This is a genomic window from Thioalkalivibrio sp. ALJ16, assembly GCF_000377345.1.
Taxonomy (GTDB): domain Bacteria; phylum Pseudomonadota; class Gammaproteobacteria; order Ectothiorhodospirales; family Ectothiorhodospiraceae; genus Thioalkalivibrio.
The window spans coordinates 164,898-188,816 of sequence record NZ_KB898037.1 but is presented as its reverse complement, the minus strand read 5'-3'; the positions used below and the strand labels follow the sequence as shown (position 1 = coordinate 188,816).

General features: G+C 68.7%; 26 protein-coding genes. 10 read left to right on the top strand and 16 right to left on the bottom strand.

From position 1 onward, the window contains the following. The first annotated feature begins 100 nt into the window (after positions 1 to 100). Positions 101 to 2,308, top strand: coding sequence for a DNA helicase II (uvrD, locus tag D000_RS0101000; RefSeq protein ID WP_018871684.1), 2,208 nt, complete (start codon positions 101 to 103; stop codon positions 2,306 to 2,308). A gap of 359 nt (positions 2,309 to 2,667) precedes the next feature. Here uvrD and D000_RS0100990 read toward each other — a convergent pair whose 3' ends face one another. Further along, on the bottom strand, positions 2,668 to 3,195 hold the full coding sequence (locus D000_RS0100990) for a DsrE family protein (protein WP_018871683.1): 528 nt from the start codon (positions 3,193 to 3,195) through the stop codon (positions 2,668 to 2,670). Positions 3,196 to 3,367: 172 nt separating this feature from the next. Here D000_RS0100990 and rpsT point away from each other — a divergent pair, with 172 nt between their 5' ends. Then, positions 3,368 to 3,637: a 30S ribosomal protein S20 gene (rpsT, locus tag D000_RS0100985; protein ID WP_026279664.1), complete on the top strand. Its 270-nt coding sequence runs from the start codon at positions 3,368 to 3,370 to the stop codon at positions 3,635 to 3,637. Positions 3,638 to 3,792: 155 nt separating this feature from the next. On the opposite strand, the gene ggt is transcribed toward rpsT, so the two are convergent. From ggt to coaD, 3 genes are read right to left on the bottom strand one after another with little or no spacing between them, the layout of a single operon-like run. After that, positions 3,793 to 5,511 (bottom strand): gamma-glutamyltransferase, encoded by a 1,719-nt coding sequence (gene ggt, locus D000_RS0100980; RefSeq protein ID WP_018871681.1) that lies wholly within the window; start codon positions 5,509 to 5,511, stop codon positions 3,793 to 3,795. Between the two features lie 11 nt (positions 5,512 to 5,522). Next, positions 5,523 to 5,774, bottom strand: a complete 252-nt coding sequence (locus tag D000_RS0100975) for a YfhL family 4Fe-4S dicluster ferredoxin (protein WP_018871680.1) — start codon at positions 5,772 to 5,774, stop codon at positions 5,523 to 5,525. A 32-nt stretch (positions 5,775 to 5,806) separates the two neighbouring features. Continuing rightward, on the bottom strand, positions 5,807 to 6,295 hold the full coding sequence (coaD, locus tag D000_RS0100970) for a pantetheine-phosphate adenylyltransferase (protein ID WP_018871679.1): 489 nt from the start codon (positions 6,293 to 6,295) through the stop codon (positions 5,807 to 5,809). A 94-nt stretch (positions 6,296 to 6,389) separates the two neighbouring features. Between coaD and D000_RS0100965 the strand changes: the two genes are divergently transcribed. Then, the gene (locus D000_RS0100965; RefSeq protein WP_026279663.1) at positions 6,390 to 6,617 is read left to right on the top strand and encodes a hypothetical protein; all 228 of its coding nucleotides are present in this window, start codon (positions 6,390 to 6,392) and stop codon (positions 6,615 to 6,617) included. A gap of 23 nt (positions 6,618 to 6,640) precedes the next feature. Here D000_RS0100965 and D000_RS0100960 read toward each other — a convergent pair whose 3' ends face one another. From D000_RS0100960 to D000_RS0100950, 3 genes are all read right to left on the bottom strand, one after another. Further along, a complete protein-coding gene (locus D000_RS0100960; RefSeq protein ID WP_018871677.1) occupies positions 6,641 to 7,651 on the bottom strand; it encodes a PA2778 family cysteine peptidase in 1,011 nt (336 codons plus the stop codon). 10 nt (positions 7,652 to 7,661) lie between these two features. Next, on the bottom strand, positions 7,662 to 8,081 hold the full coding sequence (locus tag D000_RS0100955) for a PA2779 family protein (protein WP_018871676.1): 420 nt from the start codon (positions 8,079 to 8,081) through the stop codon (positions 7,662 to 7,664). Between the two features lie 101 nt (positions 8,082 to 8,182). Then, positions 8,183 to 8,620: a hypothetical protein gene (locus D000_RS0100950; protein WP_018871675.1), complete on the bottom strand. Its 438-nt coding sequence runs from the start codon at positions 8,618 to 8,620 to the stop codon at positions 8,183 to 8,185. 154 nt (positions 8,621 to 8,774) lie between these two features. Here D000_RS0100950 and D000_RS0100945 point away from each other — a divergent pair, with 154 nt between their 5' ends. Both D000_RS0100945 and merB read left to right on the top strand, forming a co-directional pair. Further along, positions 8,775 to 8,999 (top strand): GDCCVxC domain-containing (seleno)protein, encoded by a 225-nt coding sequence (locus tag D000_RS0100945; protein WP_018871674.1) that lies wholly within the window; start codon positions 8,775 to 8,777, stop codon positions 8,997 to 8,999. Between the two features lie 11 nt (positions 9,000 to 9,010). Next, the gene (gene merB / locus D000_RS0100940) at positions 9,011 to 9,631 is read left to right on the top strand and encodes an organomercurial lyase (protein ID WP_038047429.1); all 621 of its coding nucleotides are present in this window, start codon (positions 9,011 to 9,013) and stop codon (positions 9,629 to 9,631) included. On the opposite strand, the gene D000_RS0100935 is transcribed toward merB, so the two are convergent. Beyond that, positions 9,628 to 10,893: a 6-phosphofructokinase gene (locus D000_RS0100935; RefSeq protein WP_018871672.1), complete on the bottom strand. Its 1,266-nt coding sequence runs from the start codon at positions 10,891 to 10,893 to the stop codon at positions 9,628 to 9,630. The two genes, merB and D000_RS0100935, sit on opposite strands and share 4 nt — an antisense overlap. A 220-nt stretch (positions 10,894 to 11,113) precedes the next feature. Here D000_RS0100935 and D000_RS0100930 point away from each other — a divergent pair, with 220 nt between their 5' ends. Both D000_RS0100930 and chrA read left to right on the top strand, forming a co-directional pair. Next, positions 11,114 to 12,127 (top strand): class 1 fructose-bisphosphatase, encoded by a 1,014-nt coding sequence (locus tag D000_RS0100930; RefSeq protein ID WP_018871671.1) that lies wholly within the window; start codon positions 11,114 to 11,116, stop codon positions 12,125 to 12,127. A 102-nt stretch (positions 12,128 to 12,229) separates the two neighbouring features. Then, positions 12,230 to 13,591 carry a chromate efflux transporter gene (gene chrA, locus D000_RS0100925; RefSeq protein WP_018871670.1) on the top strand — a complete coding sequence of 454 codons (1,362 nt, stop codon included), beginning with the start codon at positions 12,230 to 12,232 and terminating at the stop codon, positions 13,589 to 13,591. Positions 13,592 to 13,672: 81 nt separating this feature from the next. Here the strand turns inward: chrA and D000_RS0100920 are convergent, their stop codons facing one another. From D000_RS0100920 to D000_RS0100910, 3 genes are all read right to left on the bottom strand, one after another. Continuing rightward, positions 13,673 to 14,692 carry a tetratricopeptide repeat protein gene (locus D000_RS0100920; RefSeq protein WP_018871669.1) on the bottom strand — a complete coding sequence of 340 codons (1,020 nt, stop codon included), beginning with the start codon at positions 14,690 to 14,692 and terminating at the stop codon, positions 13,673 to 13,675. Between the two features lie 53 nt (positions 14,693 to 14,745). Further along, positions 14,746 to 15,558, bottom strand: a complete 813-nt coding sequence (locus D000_RS0100915; protein WP_018871668.1) for a PP2C family serine/threonine-protein phosphatase — start codon at positions 15,556 to 15,558, stop codon at positions 14,746 to 14,748. A gap of 254 nt (positions 15,559 to 15,812) precedes the next feature. Beyond that, positions 15,813 to 16,763: a sigma-54-dependent Fis family transcriptional regulator gene (locus D000_RS0100910; protein ID WP_018871667.1), complete on the bottom strand. Its 951-nt coding sequence runs from the start codon at positions 16,761 to 16,763 to the stop codon at positions 15,813 to 15,815. Between the two features lie 306 nt (positions 16,764 to 17,069). Here D000_RS0100910 and D000_RS0100905 point away from each other — a divergent pair, with 306 nt between their 5' ends. Together D000_RS0100905 and D000_RS0100900 are read left to right on the top strand one after the other, a co-directional pair. Continuing rightward, on the top strand, positions 17,070 to 18,983 hold the full coding sequence (locus D000_RS0100905; protein ID WP_231370988.1) for a TonB-dependent copper receptor: 1,914 nt from the start codon (positions 17,070 to 17,072) through the stop codon (positions 18,981 to 18,983). A 53-nt stretch (positions 18,984 to 19,036) separates the two neighbouring features. Beyond that, on the top strand, positions 19,037 to 19,591 hold the full coding sequence (locus D000_RS0100900; RefSeq protein WP_026279661.1) for a copper chaperone PCu(A)C: 555 nt from the start codon (positions 19,037 to 19,039) through the stop codon (positions 19,589 to 19,591). A gap of 49 nt (positions 19,592 to 19,640) precedes the next feature. Here the strand turns inward: D000_RS0100900 and D000_RS0100895 are convergent, their stop codons facing one another. Then, the gene (locus D000_RS0100895) at positions 19,641 to 20,591 is read right to left on the bottom strand and encodes a PDC sensor domain-containing protein (RefSeq protein WP_018871664.1); all 951 of its coding nucleotides are present in this window, start codon (positions 20,589 to 20,591) and stop codon (positions 19,641 to 19,643) included. Between the two features lie 137 nt (positions 20,592 to 20,728). Between D000_RS0100895 and D000_RS0100890 the strand changes: the two genes are divergently transcribed. After that, a complete protein-coding gene (locus D000_RS0100890) occupies positions 20,729 to 21,232 on the top strand; it encodes a GNAT family N-acetyltransferase (protein WP_018871663.1) in 504 nt (167 codons plus the stop codon). 18 nt (positions 21,233 to 21,250) lie between these two features. Here D000_RS0100890 and D000_RS0100885 read toward each other — a convergent pair whose 3' ends face one another. From D000_RS0100885 to D000_RS0100870, 4 genes are all read right to left on the bottom strand, one after another. Beyond that, positions 21,251 to 21,463 carry a hypothetical protein gene (locus D000_RS0100885; RefSeq protein WP_018871662.1) on the bottom strand — a complete coding sequence of 71 codons (213 nt, stop codon included), beginning with the start codon at positions 21,461 to 21,463 and terminating at the stop codon, positions 21,251 to 21,253. A 115-nt stretch (positions 21,464 to 21,578) separates the two neighbouring features. Next, complete coding sequence (hypE, locus tag D000_RS0100880) at positions 21,579 to 22,583, bottom strand: hydrogenase expression/formation protein HypE (RefSeq protein ID WP_018871661.1); 1,005 nt, start codon at positions 22,581 to 22,583, stop codon at positions 21,579 to 21,581. Beyond that, positions 22,580 to 23,668 carry a hydrogenase formation protein HypD gene (gene hypD / locus D000_RS0100875; RefSeq protein WP_018871660.1) on the bottom strand — a complete coding sequence of 363 codons (1,089 nt, stop codon included), beginning with the start codon at positions 23,666 to 23,668 and terminating at the stop codon, positions 22,580 to 22,582. The genes hypE and hypD overlap by 4 nt, the downstream gene beginning before the upstream one ends. After that, positions 23,665 to 23,919: a HypC/HybG/HupF family hydrogenase formation chaperone gene (locus tag D000_RS0100870; protein ID WP_018871659.1), complete on the bottom strand. Its 255-nt coding sequence runs from the start codon at positions 23,917 to 23,919 to the stop codon at positions 23,665 to 23,667. Before D000_RS0100870 ends, hypD begins: the two co-directional genes overlap by 4 nt.

Sequence of the window (23,919 nt, the reverse complement as noted above, 5' to 3'; positions counted from 1 at the left end):
CAGGCCGTCTACCCCCGAGGGTATCGCGTTTGCGCGGCGGAAGGCACACGCCCCGCGTGCACAACGTGCGATTCCGGCCGGGTTTCCCTACCATTCGCGCATGGATGTCTCCCCCCTGCTCGATTCCCTGAACCCGGCCCAGCGCGAGGCCGTGGCCGCCCCGCCGCAGCCGTTGCTGGTGCTGGCCGGTGCCGGCTCCGGGAAGACCCGCGTGCTGGTGCACCGCATCGCCTGGCTGATCGGTGTTGAGGGCGTGGCCCCGCACAGCCTGCTGGCGGTTACCTTCACCAACAAGGCGGCGGCCGAGATGCGCGGGCGCATCGAGGCGCTGCTGGGGCACCCGGCGACCGGGCTGTGGGTCGGCACCTTCCACGGGCTGGCCCACCGTCTGCTGCGCCAGCACTGGCAGGACGCGCGGCTGCCGCAGGGCTTCCAGATCCTCGACTCCGACGACCAGCTGCGCATGGTCAAGCGCGTGCTGCGCGGCCTGGAGCTGGACGAGGCGCGCTGGCCGCCGAAACAGGCGCAGTGGTACATCAATGCGCGCAAGGACGAGGGCTCGCGCCCGGAACACCTGCCGGATACCGGCGACCCGGTCGCCCGCCAGTGGGTGCGCATCTACACCACCTACCAGCAGGCCTGCGAGCGTGCCGGGGTGGTGGATTTCGCCGAACTAATGCTGCGCTCGCTGGAGTTGCTGCGCGACAACAAGGCGCTGCTGGAGCACTACCGCACGCGCTTTCGCCATGTGCTGGTCGACGAGTTCCAGGACACCAACGACATCCAGTACGCCTGGCTGCGCCTGCTGGCCGGCGACAGCCCCGTGTTCGCGGTCGGCGACGACGACCAGTCCATCTACGGCTGGCGTGGCGCGAAGATCGAGAACATCCAGCACTTCCAGCAGGACTACCCGGGCACCCAGGTCGTGCGCCTGGAGCAGAACTACCGCTCCAGCGCCAACATCCTGAACGCTGCCAACGCGCTGATCCGCCACAACTCCGGCCGTCTCGGCAAGGAACTGTGGACCGAGGACAAGGAGGGCGCCCCGGTGCGCCTGTACACCGCGCTGAACGAGCAGGAAGAGGCGCGCTTCGTCGCCGAGACCATCGCCCGCCACGTGGACCAGGGCGGGCTGTACCGCGAGTGCGCGGTGCTGTATCGCTCCAACGCCCAGTCGCGCGTGCTGGAGGAGACCTTCATCGGCCGGCGCATGCCCTATCGCGTCTACGGAGGCCTGCGCTTCTTCGAGCGCCAGGAGATCCGCGACGCCCTGGCCTACCTGCGCCTGGCCGGCAACGGCGATGACGACGCCGCCTTCCTGCGCGTGGTCAACCAGCCGCCGCGCGGGATCGGCGAAAAGACCCTGGAGGGCCTGCGCCAGGCGGCCCTGGCGGCGGACACCAGCCTGCTGAAGGCGGCTGTCCATGCGGTCGACTCCGACGCCCTGCCCGGGCGCGCGCGCAACGCGGTCGCCGGGTTCGTGCAGCTGATCCACACCCTGCAGCAGGAGCTGCCGCGCCAGCCGCTGGCCGATCAGGTGGAACAGGCGATCGAGCGCGCCCAGCTGCGCGAGCACTACAAGAAGGAGAAGGGCGAGCGCGGCGAGGCGCGCCTGGAGAACCTGGACGAACTGGTGGGCGCGGCGCGCGCCTTCGACATGGAGCCCACGGCCGAGAGCGAGGAAGGTGAAGGCAACCGCCTGACCGAATTCCTCGCCCACGCCGCGCTGGAGGCCGGCGAGGGCGCGGCCGACCCGCACGAGGATGCGGTGCAGATGATGACCCTGCACTCGGCCAAGGGGCTGGAGTTCCCGCTGGTCTTCCTGACCGGCCTGGAGGAGGGCCTGTTTCCGAACTCGCGCTCGCTGGAGGAGCCGGGGCGGCTGGAGGAGGAGCGCCGCCTGGCCTACGTCGGCATGACCCGCGCAGAACAGGAGCTGTACCTGATCCACGCCGAGACCCGGCGCCTGTACGGCCGCGAGTCCTACAACGTCGCCTCGCGCTTCATCAACGAGATCCCGGAGGGCGCGCTGGAGGTGCTGCGCCCGCAGGCCTCGCCGTTTGGTGCGGGGCGCTTCGCGGCGGCCCGCCAGAAGACCGCGGGATTCGGGTCCATGGATGCGCAGGCCGCCGAGGCCTCCGCGGCGGGTCTAGCCATCGGCGCGCGTGTGCATCACGCGAAGTTCGGCGAGGGCCTGATCACCCAGTTCGAGGGGTCCGGCAACTCGGCGCGGGTGCAGGTGAACTTCGCCAATGCCGGTTCCAAGTGGCTGGTGCTCAGCTTCGCCAAGCTGGAGGTCCTGGGTTAGGCGGAATGCCACTTATTGCACCACGGAGAACACAGGGGGCACGGAGAAGGGCCAGGACGATTTACAGGAAGGTGAGGAGCCGGGAAGAGAAGGGCTGGATTAACAGGACTGGCGTTATGAGCAAGCAGGATGTGATGAGCGCTGCGAATCGCATCGTGTCGCGGCCCGGTGCCGCCCGGTTTCCGGATGGATGCGCTTCGCTGCGCTCAACCGCATCCTGCGTTTTCCCGCTTTCTCCGTGTCCTCTGTGCCCTCTGTGGTGCAAAACGCGCTTGCGCCCCTTCGTGTCTTCGTGCGCTTCGTGGTGCAACAAAAAGCCCCGCCGAGGCGGGGCTTGAGGCTGCCGGCAGCGGCGCCGTTTACTCGATCTTGATGTAGGCGAACCCCTTCTCGTTCTGCAGTTCGGCGATGCGCACCACGCCCGACGGCACGAACTCGACGTGGTTGTAGACCTGGTCCTGGTCCAGGCCAATCTGAGAACGGGTGATCTCGCACAGCTCCAGCTTGACGCCATGGGTGCTGGCCAGGCTCATCAGACGCCCGCGCAGGGTGTCGCGCTCTTCCTTGAGCGCCTCGTCGGCCTCGAAGGGCGTATCGGCGAGGTTGTCATCGGTCAGGAAGCGGATGCCGTGCGCGACGAACACGATGCGCACATCCACGTCCATGAACTCGTTCTGGTAGTGCGTCATCATGTTGTTGATGCTGGTGAGCATCGCGGAGAAACGCCGGGGATCGGCAAAATCGGCGTGGTACACCACCTTGGCCTCCGGCTCGAAGGCCTTGGCCTGCGGCGCGAAGGCCAGGCTGGCCACCAGCGCCAGCAACAACAGGGCCAGGCCGAAACCGACGGCGTGAACACGGGTGCGTGCGGGGTATCGGGTGGTCATGACGAATCTCCTTTGGCAGACAGGGCTCTCCCTGTAACAGTAGACGGATCGGCGCACGCATACCATCCGGGCTCCCGTCACGAAAAACGCCCGGGACTTGACCTGCAGCCGCCCGATTGGGTATGCTCGCCGCCTTTTCCGGAACCTAGCGATTCAACGCGAGGGAAGTATTTTGGCGAATATTGCTTCTGCCCGTAAGCGGGCCCGTCAGGCGGTCAAGAACCGCGCTCACAACATGGGGCTGCGCTCCCGTTTCCGCACCGCCCTGAAAGCCGTGCTGAAGCCGCTGCACCAGGGCGATGCCCAGGCGGCCACCGAGGCCTTCAAGCAGGCCGTCCCGGTGATCGACAAGACCGTGAGCAAGGGCCTGATCCACAAGAACAAGGCGGCCCGCCACAAGAGCCGTCTGAACGCCCGCATCCGCGACCTCGCCCAGGGCTGAGCCCTGCGGTGTTCCGGGCCGTTTATGCGGCCCGGGTCCGGATGAATCGCAAAGCCGCATCCCGGCGATCCCGGGGTGCGGCTTTTTGCGTGGGCGCGACGATGCCGGCGGCGCTGACGAAGGCGCCCCGGGGCAACACTGAAAGCCGTGTTTTCCTAGTCGGAGGCGCCCCGGAACACGCGCGCCTCGCCCTCGCCTCGCGGGTCGGAGGCCGCCTCCAGGCGGTTCGAGTCGCGCTCCCAGAGCACTGCGTGCATGTCGCCGAATGGGCGCACCTGAGGCACCAGCTGGTGCCCGCGCGCGACCAGCTGGCCACGCAGCTCGGCACCGAAGGCCCCGGTCTCGTGTTCCACCCGATCCGGCAGGTACTGGTGGTGGTAGCGCGGCGCGGCGACCACGTCAGCCGCAGACTCCCCCTCGATCACTCCCAGCAGGCCGTGCAGCACCATGGTGATGATGCGGCTGCCCCCCGGCGTACCCAGGATGGCGACCCGGTCCCCGGTCTCGACGAAGGTCGGGCTCATGCTCGACAGTGGCCGCCGCTGCGGGGCGATGGCATTGGCCTCGAAGCCGATCAGGCCGTAGGCATTCGGCGCCCCCGGCTTGGCGGAAAAATCATCCATCTCGTTGTTCAGGAGCACCCCCGTGCCCGGCACCACGTAGCCGGCACCGAAGGGGTAATTCAGGGTGAGCGTGGCCGCCACCCGGTTGCCCTCGGCATCGATCACGGAAAAATGGGTGGTCTCGCGGCTCTCGCGTCGCGGGGTGCCCGGCAGCTCGGCCTGCGGATCCACCGACAGCGGCAGATAGCGGCTGGGGGTCGCGGTATCGGGATGGATGGTGGCACGCAGCCCGGCGGCGTACTCGCGGGACAGCAGCCGCTCCAGCGGCATGTCGACGTGGTCCGGATCACCGAGGTACTCGGCGCGATCGCGGTAGGCGCGCCGCATCGCCTCGATGATCAGGTGGACACGCATGTCCGGCGCCAGGGCATCCAGGTCGTAGAACGCCAGGATGTTCAGGATCTGGCCGAGCGCGACCCCGCCGGAGGAAGGCGGCGAGGCGGTGATGATCTGCGCATCGCGGTACTCGAGGCGAATGGGCTCGCGCTCGACCACCGTGTATCCGGCCAGGTCCTCCAGCGTCCAGATGCCACCGGCCTCGCGCACCCCGGAGACCAGGCGCTCGGCGAGCTCGCCGGTGTAGAAGCCGTCCCGTCCGGCGTCCGCGAGCCGCCGCAGGGTCGCGGCCAGGTCGGGCTGACGCAACGTGGCGCCCGGCTCCGGAACCTGACCAGCCTCCAGGAAAATGGTGCGCGCGTCGGCACCATCGCGCAGGGCCTGATGGCGAAAGCCCGCCATCTGCTGGTAGCGCGGCCCGAGGGCCACACCCTCCTCGGCCAGCCGGATGGCAGGCGCGAGGCTGTCCGCCAGGGACAGCTGCCCGTACTCGCGGGCGATATGATCCATGCCGGCCGGCATGCCGGGAATCCCGGCCGCCAGGGCGCCATCCAGCGACAGCCCGTCGATGACCTCGCCTTCGGCATCCAGGTACATGTCGCGATCGGCGGCGGCGGGCGCGGTCTCGCGCGCATCCACCATGGTGCTGCGGCCGCTCGCGGCCTGGTGCAGCAGAAAGAACCCGCCACCCCCCAGCCCGGAGCCGTAGGGCTCTGCCACCCCCAGGGCCGCGGTGATCGCCACCGCGGCGTCGAAGGCATTGCCGCCCTGCCGCAGCACCTCTTCGCCGGCGGCAGTCGCCGCCGGGTGGGCGGTGGCGACCGCGTGCTGACCGGGGCCGGCCAGCGCCAGAGGCGCCGCCAGCAGCAGGGTCACGACAACCGCACAGTGAGACAGGGAGCGCGTCCAGGCCATGGGGCGGGCTCCTACTTCGCGGCCATCAGGGCTTCGTACTTCGCCATCAACTGATCGCGGGATTCCTTGTGATCCGGGTCCAGCGGGATGCAGTCCACCGGGCAGACCTGCTGGCACTGCGGCTCGTCAAAGTGGCCGACGCATTCGGTGCACAGGTTGGGGTCGATCTCGTAGATCTCGTCCCCCGGGTAAATGGCCTCGTTCGGGCACTCGGGCTCGCACACATCACAGTTGATGCATTCATCGGTGATCATCAGGGCCATGGGCCGTTCCTCGTATGCAGTGGCGGGGCCGGTCAGCGTGCCGCGCCGTTCTGTTCGGCCAGCATGCGCGCCACACCGGGGCTAACGAATTTTGAGACGTCTCCGCCCAGGCGGGCGATTTCCCGTACCAGACTGGAGGAGACGAAGCTGTATTCCTCCGCCGGGGTCAGGAACAGCGTTTCGACCTCCGGCGCGAGCTGCCGGTTCATCGCGGCCAGCTGGAACTCGTGCTCGAAGTCGGAGACCGCGCGCAGGCCGCGCAGGATCACGTTGGCCTTCTGCGCGTGCACGAAATGCGCCAGCAGCACGTCGAAGCCCTGCACCTCGACACCCGGGATATCCCGCACCGCCTCGCGCGCCAGTTCGACCCGGGTCGGCAGCGGGAAGGCCGGCCCCTTGTTCGGGTTCGCGGCCACCGCGATCACCACCCGGTCGAAAAGGCGCGCCGCGCGGCGCACGATATCGGTATGACCGTGGGTAATCGGATCGAAGGTACCGGGATAGATGGCGGTAACGGACATGGGCGAAAGGCCGGCCGGGAAAGCCCCCATTAGACCGCATGCACCGCAACCAGACAAAATGCGCCCCTTCCGCAGCCTGACCAAGGACCGCCCGATGAGTGACGACTATCGCCCCCCGCTCGCCGACTACTGGGACCAGCTCGAGGCCCGCTACGGCGGCGGCTTCAACTTCCACCAGATCTCGCGCGACGAGCTCGCGCAACTGGTCACGCACCTGCGCCACGCCGTAAAGGAAGACCCGCAGGTCACCGACGTGGAGAAGCAGAACCTCGGCCTGGTGCTGAAACACGCCGAGCAGACCCTGGAGAAGCGCAAGGCCTGACACCGCGTGGCGGGCCGCGGCTTCTAGTCGGCGCGCGCCTCCAGGGGCGAGGCGCAGGGTGGCAGTGGGCGGCACTCGTCACCACCTGCGGGGACATCCGCCACGGCCCCAAGCGTGCGCGCATAGGCGCCCGGACCCGCCAGAGCGGCGGCGCAGCTCGCGGCTTCGCGCGCCTGCTCGCCGCACTGACGGGCCACCATCACGTGCGCCAGGTTGTTCCAGCCTTCGTGCCGCGCGGGATCACGCTCCACCAGGGCGCGCAGGGCATCCTCCGCGGTCGGCAGGTCGCCCTGGGCAAACGCCACATTGGCGCGGCCCACGTAGGGGATGGGCTCATCCGGCCAGCGCTCCATGGCGGTGGCATAGCCCGTGGCCGCGGCCGCCAGACGGCCGGTCTGCTCGAGCTCGTTCACCGCCCGCAGCCAGCGCAGCGGGGTCGCGGTCGCCGGCAGCTGATCCGGCGCCATGACCAGGAATGCCCAGCGCTCGCCGCGCGCCCAGGTGCGCTCGAAACGGGCAAAGGAATTGACGTGACGCTGGATCGGGCCGCTGCGCAGGAAGACCTCGCGGTCCTCGAGGTCGTAGCCGATCACCACGGCAAAGTGCCACTCGGGGATCAGCGCGACGCCGAGGTTCTGAAACACGACCACCGGATTGCCTGCCGCCACCTCGCGCAGCACGGTCTCCAGCTGCGGCTCGATGCGGTAGGCGACCTGGTCGCGGGCGCGCACGGCCGCGCGCATCTCGGCCTGCAGACTGCCCTGGCGGGCGGGGATGTAGACCTCGTCGATCAGCTCATCGAGCGCGGCATCGATACCGCGGGCATTGAGTGCCGTGGCCAGCGCCGCCGGTCCGCACTGGTAGTCCTCCTGGGGGAAGAACGGGGTATCCACCAGCTCTACCCGGGTCGGCAGATCCGACGGCGGCGCGCTGGCCAGACCTGCGCTCTGCGGCGCGGTGGCGCAACCGCTCAGCCACGCCAGGGCGGCGAGCGCGAGTAGCCCCGCGGCCCGCCGCGTGGAACGGAACAGCATTCGGGACGGCTTAGCGGGCGCGGGCCGGACCGACGAAGGAGAAGATGTCGGTCACGCCCACCGCATCCAGGATCACGAACACCACGAACACAATGGCAACCACGCCCAGGGCGCTGGCCGCGCCGGCCGGGTCGGTCTCCATGTGCGCCTCGAGGTAGGCCAGCTCTTCGTCGGTCAGACGCGCGACGCGCTCCTGGGCGCGCTCGGGGTCGACACCCATGTCGATCAGCCGGGCTTGCACCTCGGCATCGTCGAGCTGCTTGAGCAGCTGGGCGCGGGTATCTTCGGCGCTGGCCTGCTGGATCATACTGCCGGTATCGAGCATGCCGACGCCGGCAAAGGCCGGGGTCGCGGGCAGCAGGGTCAGACACAGGGCGACCAGGAAGGCCGCGGGGGCGGACAGGACTCGACGAAACGAACAAGCGCGCATGGAAGGCTCCTCAGTTCGATGGGCAGACGGGTGTAGTGTATCCCGCCCGCGCCGCGGTGGAACCGGAGAAGCGAAAAATCGCCGCCGGCATCACACCGCCATCAGCCCTCGTCAGGCGCATCGATCACGTTGATCTCGTACTCCAGCACCTCGACCCCGCGCGCCCAGGCCCCACCACACACCGAGTTGTCACGCGTGCGTTCCTGGGTCTCGCCCGGACCGAGGGTGCGCCACAGGCGGGTCGTCGTGCGGACATCGTCCTCCAGCTCGCCGGGGCAGTTGTACGCGGTCTTGGTGACGCGCACCTCCAGCCAGTCGTCGGTGTTGTTGGTCGCCCGCCACTGGCCGCGCACGTTGGCACAGCCGTATTCGCGCATGCGGTACTCGAAGGTGACCTCGTCCGGCGAGCCATCGGCCGGCGCGAAATAGGCGCCCTGCGCGGCGACCTGGCCTGGCGCCAGGAATGCGGCAGCCAGGACGCTGGCGGCCGACAGGGCAAGCGTGCGGTTCAGGATTCGCGTGTACATCGTTTCCTCCATCCGGTATCCGGTTTTGGCGCCCGTCTTGCGCGGGCTTGCAATGCTGTAGACTCCGGAACCGCCCATTTTGTGCCGATCCCGGTAGTCCGGCGGGGTTTTTCGTCTGCCCGCCCGGACCTTGCACCCAATCCTCGCAAACCGACCTGAAACGCATATGAACGAGATCATCCCCGAGTCGACCCTGACCTGCCCGGAGTGCGGCCATCAGAAGACCGAGACGATGCCCACCGATGCCTGCCAGTGGTTCTACGAGTGCACCGGCTGCGGCCGCCTGCTGAGGCCGTTGCCGGGGGATTGCTGCGTCTTCTGTTCCTACGGGACCGTGCCCTGTCCACCTGTCCAGCAGGAGGGACCGGGGGGCTGCTGCTCGTCTTCGTGAATCCGGTGCGCATGGCGGAAGCCCTGGGACGCCTGCGGGGCGATTTCCCCCTGGAACAGCGCCTGCGGGGTGAGCCCAAGACCGTGCGCGACACCTACCTCGAAGTACTGGAGCACTGGCGCCGGCACGGACGGCCACCGGAGATCCACGCGCTGGATGGCGACGCGCTCGAGCAACTGGCGGCACTGGATGCAGTGGCGTACCAGAGCCACGGATTGGGCTGCTACCCGTACAGCGCCACACCCGGCGGCATTACGGTCACCACTGGCGATGGCGGTCCGGTCGCGGCGATGTGCGCCATCGATGCCCTGGCCATCCCGATGCTGAGTAACGCGGACAGCCGGATCGAGGCCACCTGCAGCCACTGTGGCAAACCCCTGGCGCTGGAGTCCTCGCCTGGCGGTGTCGCGAATACCGATGCGATCGCCGTGCATTACCGGCCATACCGAACCAGCAGCCTGCCGTGCTGCAGCAGTCTCTGTGACGGCATCACCTTCGTCTGCGCGGGATGCGCACCCGTCGCGCATGCGGACTACCTGCGCCTCGCCGAGGCAGATGCCGTCGCCCGCCAATTCTTCGCGTTTCAGCACGCCTGGCTGAACGTCGGTCCCAGTGCGCCCGGAAAACCCTAGTCAGTCTTCACCTCGAACGGCGGGCAGCGTTTTGGCAAGAGTTCGCCACGAATGCGCGGGTAGCAGGGCAGCCCCTGGTCGAACGGCGGGGCGTCCTCGCCCTGTATCAGCGGCCGCAGGTAATCGCGGGCGGCCTGGGTAATGCCGTAGCCGTCCGGCGTGATGTAGTCGCGCGGCATGCCCTGCTCGATGTCGGCGACGGTCTCCAGTGGGGTAAAACCGATGCTCCAGCGATAGGGCCGGTCGGAGTCGCGCCGGATGATCGGCATGAAGGCGTCCTCGCCGGCCACCACGCCCTCGACCGCCGCGCGGCCGCAGGCATAGGCCTGTTCCACGTCCACCTTCGAGGCGATATGGCGGGCGGCGCGCTGGATGTAGTCCACCACGGCCCAGTGCAGCTTGTGCCCGGTCTTTTCGCGGATCAGTTCGGCCAGGCGCGGGGCCGCGCCGCCGAGCTGGGTGTAGGCGAACACATCGTGGCTCTGGGCAACCGAAAACAGGGTTCCGTCGGGATTCTTGAGGCCCTCGGAGACCACCACCACGCAGTAGCCATGCCGCTCGATGGTGCGGTTCAGGTGCTCCAGGAAGTCGTCCTGGTCGAACGCGACCTCGGCGAACAGAATCAGCATCGGCGGCTGGCCGTCGAACTCCTGCGCCAGCGCCGCGGCGGCGGCCAGCCAGCCGGCATGCCGCCCCATCACCTCCATCACGAACACCTTGGTCGAGCTGGTGTGCATGGATTCAACGTCCAGGCTCGCCTCGCGCACCGTGGTCGCGATGAACTTGGCCGCGGAACCGAACCCGGGGCTGGAATCCGTGATCGCCAGGTCGTTGTCGATGGTCTTGGGCACGCCGATGGCCTTGATCGGAAACCCCATGCGCTCGCCCATCTTCGCGATCTTGAGCGCGGTATCCATGGAGCCGCCGCCGCCGTTGTAGAAGAAGGTGCCGATGTCGTGGGCACGGAAGACCTCGACCAGGCGCTGGTACTGCCCCGGGTCCTGGTCCGGGTCGCCGAGGTCGAAGCGGCAGGAGCCAAAGGCCCCGCCCGGGGTGTGCCGGAGGGCTGCCAGGGTCAGCGGGTCTTCGTGATCCAGGTCAATGATCTCCTCGCGCAGCACGCCAAGGATGCCGTCGCGCGCAGCATAGATCTTGCCGAAGTGGGCCGGGTGATTGCGCACCGCCTCGATCACCCCCCAGGCACTGGCGTTGATGACGGCGGTGACCCCGCCGGACTGGGCATACAGCGCGTTCTGCGGCATGCGGAACTCCCTCCTTAGTGATGGGCTCCCGGATATCATGCAGGCGCGATGCCAGCCGCGCCGCACCGGGGAAGGTCGCCGGATCGGCCCGCCCGGGTGCTTTTGCTACACTATGCCGGTTCTGACACCCGACGCGCCGGGGCCGTTCGCCCCGCGATGGTGCCGCTGCACCCCGATGGCGCGGTGTCACCCCGATTCACAACACCATCAGGACCGCATCATGCATATCGGAACGACTCTGACCAACTACATCATCGAGACCCAGCGCGGCATCCAGGGCGCGACCGGCGAATTCACCGGCCTGCTCAACGATATCGCCACGGCCTGCAAGAAGATCTCGGCCCTGGTCGACAAGGGCGACCTGGTCGGCGTCCTCGGCTCGGCCGGGTCCGAGAACGTGCAGGGCGAGACCCAGAAGAAGCTCGACATCATCACCAACGAGGTCTTCATCGAGGCGCTGGGCTACAACGGCCACGCCGCCGGTCTGGCCTCCGAGGAGATGGACGAGATCTGCGAAATGCCGAAGGACGCCCCGCGCGGCCACTATCTGGTCCTGTTCGATCCGCTGGACGGCTCCTCCAACATCGACGTGAACGTCTCCGTCGGCACCATCTTCTCCATCCTCAAGGCCCCCGAGGGCGTCAAGGATCCGAAGACCGAGGACTTCCTGCAGCCGGGCACCAAGCAGGTCGCCGCCGGCTACTGCCTGTACGGGCCGTCCACCATGATGGTGATGACCACCGGCAAGGGCGTGCAGATGTTCACCCTGGACAAGGACTTCGGTGAGTTCCTGCTGACCAAGAACAGCGTGCAGATCCCGGAAGAGACCCAGGAATTCGCGATCAACATGTCCAACAGCCGCTTCTGGGAAGGCCCGATGAAGCGCTACATCGACGAATGCCTGGCCGGCAAGGAAGGTCCGCGCGGCAAGGACTTCAACATGCGCTGGGTGGCCTCCATGGTCGCCGAGGTGCACCGCATCCTGTCGCGTGGCGGCGTGTTCATGTACCCGATGGACTCGAAGATGCAGGCCAAGGGCACGGCCGGCAAGCTGCGCCTGATGTACGAGGCCAACCCGATGAGCTTCATCATCGAGCAGGCCGGCGGGGCCTCCACCACCGGGCGCGAGCGCATCATGGACATCAGCCCCGAAGGCATCCACCAGCGCGTGCCGGTGGTGCTGGGTGCTAAGAACGAAGTGGAGCTGATCACCCGCTACCACAACGAGGGCTGATCCAGCCCTCCCCGCGCGGCGGCCCGCCGCGCGTCTGCAGAAGGCCCGGCCCCGCAAGGCGCCGGGCCTTTTTGATCGTGGCGACAACCACCGGTGGCACCCGTGACTCAGGAACGCGAACCGCAGCACCACAGCAGCGCGCCACCGCCCGCCCCGGGCCGGGCCGAGGCCTTTCGCTACTGGCTGAAACTGGGCCTGGTCTCGTTTGGCGGTGCCGCCGGACAGATCGGGATGATGCACGACGAGCTGGTGGAACGCCGGCACTGGGTATCGGAAAAGCGCTTCCTGCACGCGCTGAACTACTCCATGGTGCTGCCAGGCCCTGAGGCCCAGCAGCTGGCCACCTATCTGGGCTGGCTGCTGCACGGCACCCTGGGCGGTCTGATGGCCGGGCTGCTGTTCATCCTGCCGTCACTGCTGCTGATCACCGGGCTGTCCTGGGTCTACCTGTCCTTCGGCGACGTGGCCGCGGTGGAGGCGGTGTTCTACGGCATCAAACCCGCCGTGGTCGCCATCATCGTTTACGCCGGCTGGCGCATCGGCGGGCGGGTGCTCAACAACGGCCTGCTGTGGATCATGGCGATTGCGGCCTTCCTGGCGATCTTCGCGCTCAATATCCCGTTCCCGTACATCATCATCGCGGCCGGGATGCTCGGCTGGCTGGGCAGCCGTATCTGGCCGCAGCGCTTCCAGACTGGTACCGCGCCTGCGGCCGACGAGGATCGCCCCCGGCATCCGGCCGTGGTGGACGACGACACGCCACCCGCCCCCTGGATGCAGTTTCGCTGGTCGCGGGTGGTCCGCTTTCTGGTGGTTGGCCTGGGCCTTTGGGCTGCCGTGTTCGGGGCCCTGCTCTTGGTATTCGGCTGGGACGCGACCCTGACCCGCATGGGGCAGTTCTTCACCCAGACCGCGCTGGTCACCTTTGGCGGGGCGTATGCGGTCCTGCCCTACGTGTACCAGGGCGGTGTCGAGACCTATGGCTGGCTGAGCCCGGCGCAGATGATCGACGGGATCGCGCTGGGCGAGGCCACGCCCGGCCCGCTGATCATGGTCGTCACCTTCGTCGGCTTCATCGGTGGCTGGACGCAGGCCTTCCTCGGGCCGGATCAGGTGCTGCTGGCCGCCCTGCTCGGGGCCCTGGTGGCGACCTTCTTCACCTTCCTGCCGTCGTTCCTGTTCATCCTGGCCGGGGCGCCCCTGGTCGAGCGGACTCGCGGCGATCTGCACTTCACCGGGCCGCTGACCGGCATCACCGCGGCGGTAGTCGGGGTGATCGCGAACCTGGCGGTCTTTTTTGCCTGGCATGTGCTGTGGCCGCAGGGGTTCGAGGCGGCCCCGGACGTGTTTTCCGCTCTGCTGGGGATCGCCGCCTTCATCGCCCTCGCGCGCTTCCGCGTCGGGATCATCCCGCTGATCCTGGCCTGCGCGGCCCTGGGGGCGGGATTCCGGCTGGCACTTTGATTCGGCCACCGGCTGGGCACAGGGCCACGCCGCCAGTCGGTCCGTAAGCCAGGGAAACACTAATTAAAAATCAGTGCTTCCCTAGCTGTTGTCGAGGGCGTCCAGCCGCCGCTGCAGCTCCTGTGCGCGCAGCCGGTAACCACGCGCGGCCTCGAACTCGGGGTCGATCTTCAGCGCCTGGTCCCACAGCGCGATGGCCTTATCCAGATCCTGGTTGCGGTAGCGCACGATCGCCTCCTTGTGCAGCGCCTCCTTCTGCGCGACACGCAGACGCTCCTGCGCCTCCAGGACGCTCGCACGCTCGGGATCGGACTGCAGGGCGCGGGCATAGGCCTCCAGGGCATCCTCGTAGGCGCCCTCGGCGCGCGCGCGGTCGCCGGTCTGCTCCCAGTAGCCGGCCTCGGCCTCGCGCTCCAGCCGCTCCAGCCACCCGCCGGCGGCCGCGCCCCCGGGGGCCTCGGCACGCGCCCGGGCGGTGAGGGTCAGCGCCTGTTCGTAGTGCCCGGCATCCAGCGCCTCCTCGATGGCCTCGCGATAGGCCATGGCCGGGGACTCGCCAGGGTCCGGCTGGACCGGTTCGACGCCCGGACCCGGGGTGTCCATCTTGCGCTCGGGGATCCTCAGCGCCTGCCCCACCAGCAGGTGCGCCGGGCGCTCCAGGTCGTTGTAGCGCGCGAGAATCACGAATTGCGAGGCATCGCCCAGGTGTTCACGCGCCAGCTGGGCCAGGGTCTCGCCGGCCGCGACATGGTGGGTCGAATAGGCGCTGCCCAGGGCCTGCCGGGGGTCGACCGTCAGCTGTCGATGCAGACTGCGGGCGGCGGGGTGGTCGGGCTGCGCCTCCAGGAGCCGGTCCAGCGCCTGCTCGGCGTCGGCGTACGCCCCGGCCTGAAGGTCTTCGATAATGTCCTCGATCACGGGGACCGGGGCGCTGGGTTCCGGTGCGGCACGGGCGGCGGCAGGCGCCGCGTCTACCTCATCGGTCTGCGCCTCGGCATCGCCGTCCGGGTCCAGCATGCCCTGCAACTGGGCGCAGCCGGTCACCAGACCCGCCAGCAGGACGAGGACCATGGCACGCAGGATGGAGGGCGTCAGGAACATGGAGGGCGGCAGCAACTTCCGTGTGGCAAGGGGCATCGAGTATACGGTGCCGATCAATCCAGCGGCCAGAACAGGATGGCCAGCGCCACGAGCAGCACCAGCCCCAGCAGCATCGGCCGCCGGTAGGCACGGCCGCTGGATGCGCCCTCCGGCCACAGGATCGCGGCCGCTACGTTGTCGCCCCGGGGCCCGCCGCGCCGGGCCGCCTCGGCCACCAGCCGCGGGAGGTGCCGCCCCGGATCGGGGGCCTCCAGCAGCGTGGCCATCTCCACCGGCAATATCTGGGACCAGAAGCCGTCGGAACAGAGCAGGAAGCGGCTGGCGCGGGTCAGGACTGCGCTCCCGTATTCCACCCGGATGGCATCCATCGCGCCCAGAGCCTGCATCAGCCGGTTCTGGTCCGGGTGGGTGGCGGCGTCTTCTTCCCGGATCATGCCGGCGTCCACCAGCTGCTGGACCCGGGTGTGGTCGCGGGTGCGCTGCCGAAGCGTATCGCCTTCGAAGTGATACAGGCGGCTGTCGCCGCAATGGGCCCACCAGGCGCGCTCGCCATCGCTGTACAGGGCCACCAGGGTCGTACCGGGGCGCCGCTCGGGGGCGGCATCCGGGTCCCACAGCGCGGACTGGGTCTGATGAAACAGCTGCTTGAGGAAATCCTGAGGGTGCGATGGTCGGCCATCGCACCCCCGCCACAGCCGCTCGGCGGTGCGCAAGGCCTCGGCCGCGGCCGCCGCACCCCCCTGATGCCCGCCCATGCCGTCCGCGACCAGCAGCAACCAGCCGCTGCCGTCAGGGGCCGCGAACGTGGCGGCCTGATCCTGCTGCTCGGCGCGTCCGCCGACATCCCTGGCGTGTGCGGTTTTCATGGCCATTCCCGGTTGGCAGTCCCGCCATGATCGCGCAGTCGGCATACGCCTGTCAGGCTCTGCAGCCGATGGCTGGCCGGCCCCGCAGCGGCCGGATAGCGACAGTAGGCGCAATAAATGAAAAGCACCCTCCTGGGCACTCTGCGTGGCTGAGTTCTCAGCACCCGATGAGCGGCCTCAGAACCACTCACTCACCGGGCGGGAATTTGCCGATCGTCACCGTAGGACGAACCCGGGCGACGGCCGGGCGCTTGCTATGAAATAGCGTTTTTCTTCATGCGATACAGCAGGGTGTCGCGCGTGATACCCAGCAGCCGGGCCGCACGGGAGCGATTGCCGGCCGTGCGCTCCAGGGCCTGACGGATCAAGTCGATCTCGAGGCGTTCCAGGCTCAGACCGTCGGGCGGCAGTACCCACGGCCCCTGCTGTCCGTCCCGCGGTGACTGCAACCAGGAATCCGGCAGATCCTGCGGGCGGATGGCCTGACCGGCCATGAAAATGACACAACGCTCGACCAGATTCTTCAGCTCGCGCACATTGCCCGGCCATGGCCAGCGCTCAAACCAGCGCAGGAGCTCAGGCGTAAAAATGGGCGGTTCGAGATCGTGTGCGGCCGCCAGCTCCATGCGGAAATATTCGACCAGACGCCGTACATCCCCCTGCCGCTGCCGCAGTGGTGGCATCTCCAGCGGGACCACGAACAGCCGGTAGAACAAGTCGGGGCGGAAGCGGCCCTCGGCTACATGCTGGTTTAGCTCCTGATGGGTCGCGGCGATGATACGGACATCCACCTTCTCGGGACGGGCTGCTCCCAGCGGCTGGCATTCGCCGCTTTCCAGAAAGCGCAGCAGCTTGGCCTGTGCCCCGGCAGGCAGTTCGGCAATCTCGTCCAGCAGCAGGGTGCCGCCATGCGCCTGACGAATCAGGCCCTGTTGGGCCTCGCGTGCCCCGGTAAAAGCCCCGCGACGATGGCCGAACAGCTCCGACTCGACCAGATCGACCGGCAGAGACGCACAGTTCACGCTGATCATGGGTGCCGCACTGCGCCGGCTGTGCGCATGGATACAGTGCGCCAGGCGCTCCTTGCCGGTTCCGCTCTCGCCCTGAATCAGCACGGTCGCATCGGTTCGCGCAACCAGGTTGGTCTGCCGCAGCAGTGCCTGCAGTTCGGGGGAATCCCCAATCAGCTCGGGAGTCACATCCATGAAACGACGGTTTTCCTGTATGAATGCCGCCAAAGCCTGCCCGGACCCGGCCCGTCTGGCAAGCCATACTAGGCGTCGCGAGAGACAAAGCGCGGCATTTAGCGCCATGGATGTGGCATTTGCCACACCCATGGCGTGGGCCCTAGCGGGCGTCCGCGCGCGAAACACCCGTCCGTCCACTGCGTTCAGGGGGGGCACGCGGGCTGGCACGGGGTTTGCCATTGTCCAGGCTCCTGATGAACAACGGAGCAGGACGCAATGAAAAGCCGTTACACCTTGCCGGGCTGTCTGGTGGGCGCGGGCCTGATGCTTGCCGTGACGCCCCTGGCAGCCGATGAACCATCACGCCTGAGCCCGGTGGTCATCACGGCTTCGCCCATGACCGGCCCAGGCGTGGTGACCACCGACCCGCGCCAACCTCGCCTGCCACTGCCCGCCCATGACGGTGGCGCCTATCTCGGCTCCGTCCCGGGGTTCACGGTCAGCCGCAAGGGCGGCACCAGTGGAGACCCGGAGCTGCGTGGGCTGGGCGGCTCGCGCCTAGCGATCCTGCTGGACAACGCCCCGATCCTCGGCGGCTGTGAAGGGCGGATGGACCCGCCAACCGCCTATGTCTACCCCCAGGCCTACGAGCACATCGAGGTCACCAAGGGGCCGCAGAGCGTCCGCTATGGTGCCAGTCCCGCCGGCGTGGTGCACTTCGAGCGCGAGGCCCCGCGGTTCGAAACCGCCGGAGAGGTCCGGGGCTTTACGGGGATCACCGTGGGTCGCTTCGACCGCTTCGATCTGGTCACGGATATCGCGACCGGGAACGAGCACGGCTACATCCGCGGGATCGGCACCCTGTCCGACCAGTCCGACTATCGCGATGGTGACGGCAATACCGTGCACTCGCAGTACTCGCGCTGGAGTGGCACCGGCATTGTCGGATGGCGCCCGGATGACGACACTCTGGTCGAGTTCACCCTGGACCGCTCGAATGCCGAAGCGGCCTATGACGATCGGGGCATGGACGGCACGCAATTCGAGCGTACAGGCTACAGCCTGGCCGTGACCCGAGAGCGCCTCGCACCCTGGCTGGACCAGATCGAGGCCCGGGTCTTCTACAACGAAATCGACCACGTGATGGACAACTTCACGCTGCGCGAGCCACCGGGCATGCCGATGGTCCGCTACCCCGACCGTGTAACGACCGGGGCGCGCCTCGCCGCTGATTTCGTGCTGCCGGGCGAGGCCCTGCTGCACGCGGGGGCCGAATATCAGCGCAACCGGCACCGCGACAACCGCCTGATGGGCATGGCGGCGCTCGGCTGGCGTGACGTGCCACGCAACGGCACCGCCCGGTTCCGCGATATCGGAGGCTTTGCGGAGCTGGAGTATCCGCTGACGGACGCCCGCCGCCTGGTCACGGGGCTGCGCGTGGATCGCTCGCGGGCCGAGGCCCAGGCCGAGGACGGGTTCGGCGGGGCCGCGGCCGGGAGCGTCGACAGCAACAACCAGACGAGCGGCTTCCTGCGGGTCGAACAGGATTTCGCGGCCTGGCCGGCTACCGGGTATGTGGGCATCGGGCGGGCCGAACGCGCCGCCGACTTCTGGGAGCGCCGTCGCGTGTTCGAGCTAGAGACCGAGACGCTCACCCAGCTCGATCTGGGCGTACAGGTGCATCATGGCGATCTGACCGGATCCGTGGCCGTCTTCTACGGTCAGTTCGATGACTACATCCTGATCGCCCGCGACGCCCCCGAGGCGCGCAACGTCGATGCCACCGCCTATGGCGCCGAGCTGGACCTGGCCTGGGCGCTGCACCCAAGCTGGACCGCCCGCGCCAGTGCCGCCTGGGTACGTGCCCGGAATGACAGTGATGGCGTGCCCCTGGCGCAGACGCCCCCTGCCGAGCTGACCCTGGGCCTGGAGTACGCGGCCGGGAACCGCTTTGCCGGGGCGCAGGTGCGTGGCGTCGCGCGCCAGGACCGCATCCACCTCGATCACGGCACCATCTACAGCTTTGATACCGAGGAAACGCCCGGATTTGCCACCGCCGCGGTCTATGCCGGGATGGAGGCCTTCGGAAACTCGCGGGTCACCTTCGGTATCGACAACCTGTTCGACCGCAGCTACCGCGAACATATCCAGCGCGGTCAGTCCGAGCTCGGCACCGCGACACGCTCCATCAACGAACCGGGGCGCACGCTTTGGGCCAACTGGACCATGGAATTCTGATCTGATATCCGGCGTACAAATTTCGCCGGCGCCCCACTACGAGGAAGCAAGAAATGAACACATCCATTCGCACGCTTTGCGCACTCGCGCTGGTCGGTCTGTTCGCCACATCCGGTGCACATGCCCATCATGTTGAGGGCCACAAAGAGCCGGGGTTCTGTGACTGCATGGAGGGCGTCGAGATCGATGACCGGCCCTGGGTGCGCCTGATGCCCCCCGGAATGCCCAGCACTGCGGGTTACATGACCTTGCTCAACACGACGGAAGAAGACATCGAGATCGTGTCCGGGTCGTCGCCGGTGGCGGCGGTCACCGAGCTTCATGATCATGTGGAAGACGACGCGGGCGTGATGCGCATGCGCGAGGTGGAAGCCATTACCATTCCGGCCGGCGGCGAAGTTGCGCTGCAGCCCGGCGGCCTGCACGTGATGCTGATCGACCTCCACGAGCCCCTGCAGAAGGGCCAGGAAGTCTCTATCGAGCTGCATACCCGCTCGGGCGAGCTGTTCACCGTGGAGGCCGAAGTCCGGCGTGCCAAGGGAGAGATGATGGGTCATGGTCACGAACACGACCATGGTCATGGGACCGATGACCATCACCATCACTGACCCGTTAGGCACGGGGGTACCCGCGGGTGCCCCCGTGCCGCCCTGGTTTCTACCCGGTGGCGCCGATCCAGAACTCGATGGAGCGGCCGAGGAACTCGTCCCAGGTCATGTAGTGCGAGCCGTCACAGGAGAATGTCAGGCTGACCATGCCGTTGAACAGGTTCACCGAGGCCGAGCGCAGGTAGATGGTCTCGTCGGCAAAGCGCAGGGCCTTGAGCCCTTCGAGCACGCGGCCCACGGCATCCTTCGGGAGCAGCGCATCCCCCGGGTAGGGCTCGTGGGGAAAGGCGAGGCAGACATCGGGATCGGCGAGCGATTCGTGGGTCAGGATGCGGTAGCGGTAGGGGTCCTCGGTGGTCCACAGCGTGGCCCTCGAACTGGAAAAGTGGAACACGCCCTGGAACACCCCGCGCTCGGTGAACAGCTCCTCCAGGATGGCGAGCGCGGTGTCCATGTTCTGGTCCATCAGGCTCTCGGTACGGCTCTGCAGGAACAGCGTGCCGCGGATGGACGGGTCGCCCTTGATCTGGCGCCACTCGCTGGGCTCCTCGTACAGGTCCTCCGACAGATCCGGCAGGTTGCGCAGGTCGAAGTCGGCCCCGAGAAAGCCGAGGGCATTGCCCTCCTCGTCGCGTACCAGCTGCAGGGCCGTCAGGGAGGGGCGCCGCCCGAGCAGGCTGATGTAGGCATCCGACAGCAGGAAACCGTCGGCCGGCACGGCCTCCTTCATGTAGGGGCGCTGCGAGCGGTCGCGCCCGAAGTGCTCCGGCAGCACGCCACTGCGCGAGATGTTGTCGGAAAGCTGGATGCCTTCGGTGTTCAGCGCATACACGAAGGTCGCTTCCGGGATCTGCCGGATCGCCTCCTCCAGGATCGAATCCAGTGCCTCGCGCCGCGGCCAGGCGGCAGACAGACGCCCGGCGATCTCCGCCAGGGGGTCGTGCAGCTTGTCTTCCAGGTATTCGCGCTGGTGTTCGATCGCCTTCTTCAGTTCCGTCATGGTGCGCTGGTCGTCTCCTTGTAGTGCGGCGGGATTATCTCCGATCCGGCATGTCGCTGTCGTGAAGCCGATTCACGCGCAACTCCCCGCCCCCTTGCGGGGTCCCAGCAGGAAGCGTGCCGAAAAAGGAGTGCCGCATGAACGCCACTGCCGTCCGGGGTACAGGCCTGCGCCCCGCCGTTCGCGAGGACCTGGAGGCGATCAATCGACTGGTCGCCGCGGCGATCGAGGACTGGCCCTTGCCGGAGCGGGTACGCCGACTGGCACTGCCGGCCTATCGCTACACCGAGGCCGACCTGATGTTCCTGGACGCCGTCGTGCGGGAGGACGCCGGACAGGTGGTCGGCGTGGCAACCTGGGAGTCCGCCGAGGCGCGGGAGCTGCCGGAGGGGGCGGCGACGGGCCTGCTGCTGCACGGCCTGTACGTGGCGCGCTCCGCCCGTGGTACGGGTGTCGGGCGGCAACTGGTGGCGGCCTGCCAGGAGGCCGCCCGCGCCGCGGGTGTCGACGGGGTGCTGGTCAAGGCGCAGACCTCGGCGGCCGGCTTTTTCGCCCGGGTCGGCTTCCAGTCGGTGCCGGTGCGCGATCGGGACCGGGACTTCGAGCAGCGCTACTGGTGGCCGGTCGCGGCCGGCGTATGAGTGCGCGGGGCGCCCGGATCAGTCCCGGCGGTCGTCACGGCGTCGGCGGCGCAGCCACCAGCCGGCAATCCCCCCGCCGACCACGGCGAGCAGCACCAGTCCTGCCACGTGTTCCGGGGCGCTCAGGTAGTGCAGCAGAGAGAAGCCGTCGCCATGGCCGTGCCCCGGGTGGGCCAGGGCGGGGCTGCTGGCGAGCGCAAGGAATGCGGGAATCAAGGGGCGCATCGACATCGTGGGTTCCTCCTGATTGAACCGTGAGTTTCACCATAACGTCCGGCGGGCGCCGCCGTCATGCCCGTCATCCCGTATCTCCGTCAGCACTCCATCGGGCGGTTTCCGCGATCCCTCAGCAGATGCGGGGCAACTGCTCACCGGCCGGCAGGATCACGCGGCGCTCCACGCCGGTCGCGAGGCGTCGGATCACCGCGGGCTCGCCCGCCTCGGCCTGGCCGATGGCGACGGCACCGGCCGTCTCCGGTCTTGACCGCAGCACGCTCAGGGCACGTTCGGCCGCGGGTTCCGGCACGGCGGCCAGGAAGCGCCCCTCCGAGGCGCTGTGCAGCGGGTCCAGCCCGAGGATCTCGCAGGCCCCGCGCACGTCCTCGCGCACCGGGATGGCCGCATCGTCCAGCACCAGGCGGAAGCCGGAGGCGTCGGCCAGTTCCTGCAGTGCAGCCACTGCGCCGCCGCGGGTGGGGTCGCGCAGGGCGTGTACGGGCACATCGGCCGCCAGCAGCTCGGCCACCGCCCCGGCGACCGGGGCGCTGTCGCTGGGGATCGGCGGGTTCAGCCCCAGTCCCTCGCGCGCGGCGAGGATGGCAACGCCATGCCGGCCCAGGTCACCGCTGGCCAGCAGCATGTCGCCCGGCCGGATCGCGTCCGGTGCGATCCGCACCCCCTCCGGCACGATGCCCACCCCGCTGGTGTTGAGGTAGGCCCCGTCGCCGCGCCCCGCCTCGACCACCTTGGTATCGCCGGCCACGACGCGGACGCCACATTCTTCGGCGGCCGCACGCACGGAGGCGAGGATGCGCCGCAGGTCCTCCAGGGGCAGCCCCTCCTCGAGGATCAGGCCCAGCGCCAGCCACAGCGGCCGCGCCCCGGCCATCGCCAGGTCGTTGACCGTGCCGTGTACCGCGAGGCGGCCGATGTCGCCGCCGGGGAAGAACAGGGGGCGCACCACGAAGCTGTCGGTGGTCATAGCCAGGCGCCCGTCCGGTGCGTCGAGCACGGCCGCATCGGGGGCGCCGCGGGCCGGGGTGCCCAGCGCCGGCAGGATCACCTCGTCCAGCAGCTTCGCCTGCAGCCGGCCGCCGCCGCCATGCGCGAGGCGGACCACCTCCGTGGTCATGCCCCGCCCCGGTAGTGCAGGTAGGCGGCGCAGGCCCCTTCGGAGGACACCATCGGTGCGCCCAGCGGGGTGTCCGGGGTGCACTCGCGGCCGAAGGCCGGGCAGTCGGTCGGCCGACGCAGCCCGCGCAGGACCTCGCCGGCAATGCAGGGCCCGTCCGCGCCGGTCGCGGGGGCCGCGATCCCGAAACGCGCGACCGCATCGAAGCGAGCGTAGGCCGGGCGCAGGCCCAGCCCGCTGGCGGGCAGGCGGCCCATGCCGCGCCACTCGCGCTCCACCGGCTCGAACACGCGGGCCACCGCATCGCGCGCGGCGGCGTTGCCGTCGTCGCGGGCGGCCCGGTCATAGCGGTTCTCGACCCGGGCCTCGCCGCGTTCCAGCTGCTCCACGCAGGCCCGAATCCCGGCCAGCAGGTCCACCGGCTCGAAGCCCGTCACCACGATGGGCACCCGGAAACGCTCGGCCATCGCCTGATAAGCCGCGGCCCCCTCCACGGTGCAGACATGCCCGGCGGCCAGAAAGCCCTGGATGCGGTGGGCCGGGTCCGTGAGCAGGGCTTCCATCGCCGGCGGCACCAGCGAGTGCGAGACTAGCAGCGACAGGTTGGACAGCCCCAGGGCCTCGGCCTGCAGTACCGCGATCGCGGCGGCCGGGGCGGTAGTCTCGAAGCCTACCGCCAGCAGCACCACCTCGCGCTGCGGGTGTTCGCGCGCCAAGGCGACCGCATCCAGCGGCGAGTAGATCACGCGCACATCGCCGCCGGCCGCGCGCGCGGCGTTCAGGTCGCCCAGCGCGCCGGGTACGCGCAGCATGTCGCCGAAGGTGCACAGCATCACCTCCGGGCGGCGGGTCAGGAGCACGGCCTGGTCCAGGGTCTCGGTCGGGGTCACGCAGACCGGGCAGCCGGGGCCGTGGAGCAGTTCGACTGCGTCCGCCAGCAGGTCGTCCAGCCCATGGCGCAGGATCGCGTGGGTCTGGCCGCCGCAGACCTCCATCAGCGTCCAGCGCCGGGTGCAGGCCGCCCGGATCGCGTCGACCTGTTGCAGGATCAGCGCCGGATCGCGGTATTCGTCCAGGTGCCTCACGGGCCCTCCGGGGTGCGCGGCTCGTGCTCGGGAATCGCGCGCAGCGCCGCCAGGGTGCGTTCGGCGGCGGCCTCGTCGATGGTGGCGATCGCGATGCCGGCATGTACCAGCACGTAGTCGCCCGGCCCGGCCTCCGGCGTGCAGGCCAGCGAGACCGTGCGGGTGACGCCGCCGAAGGCCACGCGCGCCTGGCGGAACAGCGGGTCGTCACCTTCCACGCTGTCGATACGGCCGGGGATCGCAAGGCACAT

Coding starts and splice junctions, on each gene's coding strand:
- D000_RS0100990 (WP_018871683.1), bottom strand. CDS start 3,195: ATGACCACCCGATACCCCGCACGCACCCGTGTTCACGCCGTCGGTTTC.
- D000_RS0100935 (WP_018871672.1), bottom strand. CDS start 10,893: ATGCCGCAGAACGCGCTGTATGCCCAGTCCGGCGGGGTCACCGCCGTC.
- D000_RS0100895 (WP_018871664.1), bottom strand. CDS start 20,591: ATGACGGAACTGAAGAAGGCGATCGAACACCAGCGCGAATACCTGGAA.
- D000_RS0100900 (WP_026279661.1), top strand. CDS start 19,037: ATGAACACATCCATTCGCACGCTTTGCGCACTCGCGCTGGTCGGTCTG.
- merB (WP_038047429.1), top strand. CDS start 9,011: ATGGCGGAAGCCCTGGGACGCCTGCGGGGCGATTTCCCCCTGGAACAG.
- D000_RS0100930 (WP_018871671.1), top strand. CDS start 11,114: ATGCATATCGGAACGACTCTGACCAACTACATCATCGAGACCCAGCGC.
- D000_RS0100890 (WP_018871663.1), top strand. CDS start 20,729: ATGAACGCCACTGCCGTCCGGGGTACAGGCCTGCGCCCCGCCGTTCGC.
- D000_RS0100955 (WP_018871676.1), bottom strand. CDS start 8,081: ATGCGCGCTTGTTCGTTTCGTCGAGTCCTGTCCGCCCCCGCGGCCTTC.
- D000_RS0100910 (WP_018871667.1), bottom strand. CDS start 16,763: ATGGATGTGACTCCCGAGCTGATTGGGGATTCCCCCGAACTGCAGGCA.
- coaD (WP_018871679.1), bottom strand. CDS start 6,295: ATGTCCGTTACCGCCATCTATCCCGGTACCTTCGATCCGATTACCCAC.
- D000_RS0100915 (WP_018871668.1), bottom strand. CDS start 15,558: ATGAAAACCGCACACGCCAGGGATGTCGGCGGACGCGCCGAGCAGCAG.
- D000_RS0100870 (WP_018871659.1), bottom strand. CDS start 23,919: ATGTGCCTTGCGATCCCCGGCCGTATCGACAGCGTGGAAGGTGACGAC.
- D000_RS0100950 (WP_018871675.1), bottom strand. CDS start 8,620: ATGGAGGAAACGATGTACACGCGAATCCTGAACCGCACGCTTGCCCTG.
- ggt (WP_018871681.1), bottom strand. CDS start 5,511: ATGGCCTGGACGCGCTCCCTGTCTCACTGTGCGGTTGTCGTGACCCTG.
- D000_RS0100945 (WP_018871674.1), top strand. CDS start 8,775: ATGAACGAGATCATCCCCGAGTCGACCCTGACCTGCCCGGAGTGCGGC.
- D000_RS0100885 (WP_018871662.1), bottom strand. CDS start 21,463: ATGTCGATGCGCCCCTTGATTCCCGCATTCCTTGCGCTCGCCAGCAGC.
- hypE (WP_018871661.1), bottom strand. CDS start 22,583: ATGACCACGGAGGTGGTCCGCCTCGCGCATGGCGGCGGCGGCCGGCTG.
- D000_RS0100905 (WP_231370988.1), top strand. CDS start 17,070: ATGCTTGCCGTGACGCCCCTGGCAGCCGATGAACCATCACGCCTGAGC.
- D000_RS0100960 (WP_018871677.1), bottom strand. CDS start 7,651: ATGCTGTTCCGTTCCACGCGGCGGGCCGCGGGGCTACTCGCGCTCGCC.
- D000_RS0100965 (WP_026279663.1), top strand. CDS start 6,390: ATGAGTGACGACTATCGCCCCCCGCTCGCCGACTACTGGGACCAGCTC.
- D000_RS0100920 (WP_018871669.1), bottom strand. CDS start 14,692: ATGTTCCTGACGCCCTCCATCCTGCGTGCCATGGTCCTCGTCCTGCTG.
- D000_RS0100975 (WP_018871680.1), bottom strand. CDS start 5,774: ATGGCCCTGATGATCACCGATGAATGCATCAACTGTGATGTGTGCGAG.
- uvrD (WP_018871684.1), top strand. CDS start 101: ATGGATGTCTCCCCCCTGCTCGATTCCCTGAACCCGGCCCAGCGCGAG.